General features: G+C 39.4%; 7 protein-coding genes. All 7 read right to left on the bottom strand.

The features are described 5' to 3' along the window. Positions 1-14: 14 nt before the first annotated feature. Positions 15-665: a DUF1803 domain-containing protein gene (locus tag O3658_RS10430; protein WP_371561496.1), complete on the bottom strand. Its 651-nt coding sequence runs from the start codon at positions 663-665 to the stop codon at positions 15-17. Then, the gene (locus O3658_RS10435; protein ID WP_371561499.1) at positions 649-1,161 is read right to left on the bottom strand and encodes a YiiX/YebB-like N1pC/P60 family cysteine hydrolase; all 513 of its coding nucleotides are present in this window, start codon (positions 1,159-1,161) and stop codon (positions 649-651) included. Before O3658_RS10435 ends, O3658_RS10430 begins: the two co-directional genes overlap by 17 nt. Positions 1,162-1,224: 63 nt before the next feature. After that, positions 1,225-2,160, bottom strand: a complete 936-nt coding sequence (locus O3658_RS10440; protein ID WP_371561501.1) for a manganese-dependent inorganic pyrophosphatase — start codon at positions 2,158-2,160, stop codon at positions 1,225-1,227. Between the two features lie 84 nt (positions 2,161-2,244). Then, positions 2,245-2,529: a GIY-YIG nuclease family protein gene (locus tag O3658_RS10445; RefSeq protein WP_371561504.1), complete on the bottom strand. Its 285-nt coding sequence runs from the start codon at positions 2,527-2,529 to the stop codon at positions 2,245-2,247. Continuing rightward, positions 2,519-3,265, bottom strand: a complete 747-nt coding sequence (locus O3658_RS10450) for a tRNA1(Val) (adenine(37)-N6)-methyltransferase (protein ID WP_371561507.1) — start codon at positions 3,263-3,265, stop codon at positions 2,519-2,521. The genes O3658_RS10445 and O3658_RS10450 overlap by 11 nt, the downstream gene beginning before the upstream one ends. A 49-nt stretch (positions 3,266-3,314) precedes the next feature. Further along, positions 3,315-3,677, bottom strand: a complete 363-nt coding sequence (locus O3658_RS10455) for a S1 RNA-binding domain-containing protein (protein WP_371561510.1) — start codon at positions 3,675-3,677, stop codon at positions 3,315-3,317. Between the two features lies 1 nt (position 3,678). After that, on the bottom strand, positions 3,679-5,079 hold the full coding sequence (locus O3658_RS10460) for a bifunctional Cof-type HAD-IIB family hydrolase/peptidylprolyl isomerase (protein ID WP_371561513.1): 1,401 nt from the start codon (positions 5,077-5,079) through the stop codon (positions 3,679-3,681). Positions 5,080-5,540: the final 461 nt, after the last annotated feature.

Raw genomic sequence — 5,540 nt, forward strand, 5'->3', positions numbered from 1 at the left:
AGAATCCCTAGCCTTTATCTTTTTATAAAGATGAATCTTTCTTTATCAAATTCTACAGCCAACTCATATTTCCCATCTTCATTTTGAATGATGTAGCCCAATAAGACTAAACTATCAACAAAGATATCTCGACGTTTCTGCATAAGCTGGTCTTTTTTGAGAAATTTGAGCAAGAAGGTTGTTATATATTTGAGAGCATACTCAGGATTGACATCACCCAAAACAGCATAAAGAGCCTGCTGTTTTTCTGTCAAAGGATACTGGTGCTTAACCTTATAAAAATAATTAGACAAGGTCATCTTTTCCCTAGCAAAATCCGTATACTCTTCTAGGATTGCTGCATTGGTTTGATTGCGTAATTCCGTCTGAAAATATTTCTCCAGGATTTCTTGATAGATTGGACTATCATCTCTCACAAAGACTTCTAGGTCTAGTTCAAGAGATTCTGTAGATTCTAGAAATGGGAGATTGAGATAATAGCGTTTATTTTCTCTCAAAATCAAACCCGCTTTAATATATTCCTCCAAATGCTTGTCAACTGGAACCTCTGGAAACTGAGCCTTGATTTCGCGGAGGATAACATCATCATGCTGATCAAGATAGTTTACCAAATCTCTAAAGAATGGTTGACGCGTCAAGCGAGATGGATTAAAAATCTGAATCATGAAGATTCCTTTCTTTACAAACTAAAAGTGGTGATGTTGCTAATTGACTCGGGTTAGTGCCAGGCTGATTCAGAGGTACAGGAAGCCCCAACTCTCGATAATATTCTCTCCAGAAATCACTAATTTCCTGTGTATCATTCCCAAACTTCATGGGAATGGTCCCAAAAATAGGGAGTAGTTCAGCAATGAACTGGGAACAGTAATAACCATCTCCGTCGGGATAAAAAGAGAAATTGTAGGGAGACCCTAAAAGTCTCTCTGCCAGTTTTTTAACCTCTTTGAGATCCATTTTCGGATAGCGATAAAGGTCATATACTTTCTCAGCTTCAAAGAAATCTTCAGGGGATTGGGCAATGACACCGCCTTCCGTAGTTGTATGATAGACCTGTCCGTCCAAAAAGAGGGCCACATGGCTATAGTTGCCAGTAGATTCCTGGATGGCCTGTCCTATATCCGAATCATCCTTAACAAAAATCAAATCACCATTTTCTAACATACTTCTCTCCTAGCAAAAAAGGAGTCGAAACTCCTTTTTAACAATGGGTTTCCCCATCAATCATTAAGCATTGAAGCTTTCAGTCAATTGTGGTACTACTTGTTTCTTACGTGAAACAGCACCTGGAAGGAAGGCATGGTTGTTTTCAAGTTTGAAGTTGAAAGCTGCTTCTACCTTGTCCATATTAGCACCAAGAGCCAAAATTTCTGAGTTTGAGTTGACGATATCTGTAATCATCAAAACAAAGTCAGAGTATCCGTTAGCTGCATTTGCTGCTTGGATAGCTGCTTCAATTTCAGCTTGGCGTTCCAAGACTTCAGCGATATCAACTGTATTGACTTGAGCCACACGAACATTGTTTCCGTTCAATTCAAAAGTCTTAGCATCGATGTCAATCAATTCTTCTGCTGATTTGCTTGCCAAGTTAGTACCAGCCTTGAGCATGGCAAGACCGTATTCTTCCAAGTTCACACCAGCCAATTCAGCCAATTCAGGCGCAATCACCTTATCAGATGGGTGAGTTGTTGGAGATTTCAAAAGAAGGGTATCTGAAATCAAACCTGAAAGCATCAAACCTGCAATTTCTTTTGGAACAGTTACACCGTGTTCTTTGAACATACGGTATACGATTGAAGATGCTGAACCAACTGGCTCCAAACGCATGTAAAGTGGGCTTGCAGTTTCAAAGTTAGCTACACGGTGGTGATCCACAACACCGTAAACTTCTACTTCAGCGATATCTGAAACTGATTGTTGGAATTCATTGTGGTCAGTCAAGATAACTTGTTCTGCACCTTCTGCTTTAGCAGATGTGATGACGCGCGGTGCTTCAACACCAAAATAGTTCAATACGAAAGCTGTTTCTTCATTTGGAGTTCCAAGAGCCACCGCTTCTGTATCCAAACCATAAGCTTCTTTTGCAAGATAAGCAAAGGCTACTGATGAACCGATAGCATCTGAATCTGGATTTTGGTGACCAAATACTAGAATCTTAGACATGATAATACCTCGTTTCTTTATTCTCTTTATTGTAGCATTTTTTTCAATTTTTGACAAAAGTAAGAGGAGTCAAAGAACTCCCCTCTACTCTTCAAAATGACCGAGTAAATTTTCCTCTTGGTTTTCAGATAAAAATCTTTCCTTTTGCACTCTCTTCTTACGTTTGAGAAGGGCTTCAGCAGACATGGCTTCTTCTTTACTATCGAAACCTTGAGCATAGATGAGTTTTACTGGCAACCGAGCTCGTGTGTACTTGGCTCCCTTACCACTATTGTGAACGGCTATTCTTTTTTTGACATCCGTTGTATAACCAGTATAGTAGGAACCATCCCGACACTCAACTACATACATATAAGCTTTATGATCCATAATAGATTTCTTGAATTTCTGGAGTATAGGAACCATCATCATTATGAACAATGAGTGGTGGCAGAACCTTAAAACCACTAGTGGAGCCGTCCTTAATAGCCTCGATTAAAAGCATATTGGCTTCCTTCTCCCGTTTAGGGTAGACAAATTGCAGACGCTTTGGAGCCAAATTGTGTTGTTGAAGCGTGTCTAAAATATCTAACAATCGATCAGGACGATGGACCATGGCTAAACGCCCATTGGATTTGAGAATACTTTGGGCACTACGGCAGATTTCCTTGAGATTGGTCGTAATTTCGTGCCGAGCCAACAAGTAGTGCTCACTCTCGTTCAGATTAGAATTTGGGTCCACCTTAAAATAGGGAGGATTGCACAAAATCAAATCAACCTTACTCCCCTGAATGTAAGCAGGCATATTTTTCAAATCATCACAGATAACCTGCATCTGTTCTTCTAACCCATTTAATCGGACTGATCGTTCAGCCATATCTGCCAGGCGTTCCTGGATTTCAACAGATAGAATTTTCGCCTTAGTCCTGCTACTGGCAAAAAGTCCAACAGCTCCATTCCCAGCACAAAAATCCACAATTAAACCATTTTTTGGAAAACGAGGAAAGCGTGACAAAAGTACACTATCCACCGAATAGCTGAAAACCTCTCTATTTTGAATAATCTTGATATCTGTAGAAAAGAGCTGATTGATTCTCTCTCCTGATTTTAATAATTCTTCTACCATACTTCTATCATAACAAACTATATTAACATTTCAAGAGAGAAAAAATCAATTAAGACTTTTTCTTACTTAGATTAGAAATAGCTTCCTTGGTCCAGATAGGCATCATGCGCGCCAAAGGAGCAAAGCCGTATTTGATACGGTCACTTGAAAAACGTCTCCGTCTCGGTAACTGATGTTTCTCTTCTTCCAAAGTCCGAATAGAAAGACTTGCTTTACCTGTATATTCGTCCAAATCGACAACCTGAACTTGAACTTCTTCACCGATTTTCAGTACATCATAGATATTCTCAATAAATCCTGTACGAATTTCAGAAATATGAATCAAACCTGTGATACCAGTCTCTAGCTCCACAAAGGCTCCATAAGACTGAATCCCTGTAATTCGCCCTGTTAGCTTATCACCTATTTTCATCTTAGTCCTCGATTTCAATCGTTTCGATGACGACATCTTCAACTGGCTTGTCCATCGCACCTGTTTCTACACCTGCAATTGCATCCAGAACTTCATAAGAAGCTTCATCTGCAATCTGTCCAAAAACTGTGTGACGACGATCAAGGTGAGGAGTTCCACCTTGTTCCGCATAAATTTCCGCAATTGGTTCTGGCCAACCACCACGAGCAATTTCTTTCTTAGAGTATGGCAAGTGTTGGTTTTGCACGATAAAGAACTGGCTACCGTTTGTATTTGGTCCAGCATTAGCCATAGAAAGGGCTCCGCGGATATTGTAAAGTTCCTCTGAAAATTCGTCTTCAAATGACTCACCATAGATAGATTCGCCACCCATACCAGTACCAGTTGGATCTCCACCTTGAATCATAAAGTCTTTGATAATACGGTGGAAAATGACCCCATCATAGTAACCATCTTTTGACAGAGCGATAAAGTTGGCTACTGTTTTTGGTGCATGTTCAGGAAAAAGCTTAATACGCATATCTCCATGATTTGTTTTAATAGTCGCAATCGGACCTTCTACTGCTTCAATGTCTACTTGCGGAAAATGTAATTCTTTTTCTACCATACCAAATCCTTCTAAGGCATCAAAAATGCCATCTTCTTCTAATGTTTTTGTAATATAATCTGCTTTTTCTTTGATTTCGTCATGAGAAATCCCCATAGCAACACTAATACCCGCATAATCAAAGAGCTCTAAATCGTTAAGACCGTCTCCAAAGACCATGACGTTCTCAGGTTTAAGACCTAAATGTTCTACAACTTTTGCTACACCAACTGCTTTTGAACCTGAAATTGGTACTACATCTGACGAATGTTCATGCCAGCGTACCATACGCAAAGTCGATGCTAAACTTTCAGGCAAAGTCAGGTCATCTCCCTGATCCTCAAAAGTCCACATCTGATAGATGTCTTCTTTTTCATAAAAATCAGGATCAACATCCAAGTCAGGATAAATTGGATCGATGGCCTCACTAATCAACTCAGTTCTAGTAGAGAGTTTAGCAGTATGACTACCAACTAAACCATAGTCAATCCCAACTTCCTTGCTCCAAGCAATATAGCTTTCAACCTTATCTTTAGAAATTTTGTTATTATCAATCACATTGCCTTTTTTATCCTCAATATAGGCACCATTCAGAGTAACAAAAAAGTCAGGTTTAAGTTCGCGAATCTCTGGCACGACACCGAAAATCCCACGACCAGTCGCAATCCCAGTCAAAATACCTTTTTCACGCAATTGTTTAAAAACAGTTGAAATTGAGGTGGGGATAAAACCAGTCTTTGAGTTTCTCAACGTATCATCAATATCAAAAAAAATAACCTTTATCTTTTTTGCCTTATATCTTAATTTCGCATCCATCACCTTTCCTCCTTCAATTCACTCTTTCCATTATACCATAAACTAGTCAAATACCCTATTGTCAAAAAAGCTAACTATAATCCCAATTCCTAGGAGAAGTACGAAACAATTTCTACGAAAAAAATATTGAAATCAGAAAAAGAGATACGTTGGACTTATAAAAGATACGACAGGGTCTTTCTCCCTCTCTCGTTGTCAAGTTCGTGAAAAAGAAGTCCACCCAGATCCCAACTCGCTCTCCCTTTTCCATGCTCGTGAAAAAAAGACCCGTCGGGGTCTTGAGCCTACTGAAAAAGCAGCTCTCTTACTTTTAATGAAATGAAAACCGAGGAGTCTCTCGTCGATTTGAGCGAAATCCTCGGTTATTTTTTATTTATTAAGGTCATAATTCGTTTCATATTGACCACAAAGATGGTTGTGGCTGCCTGTAACTCCATGTTGAAAAGACCCGATGTCCTTGC

The organism is Streptococcus sp. 27098_8_69 (assembly GCF_041432445.1).
Lineage (GTDB): Bacteria > Bacillota > Bacilli > Lactobacillales > Streptococcaceae > Streptococcus.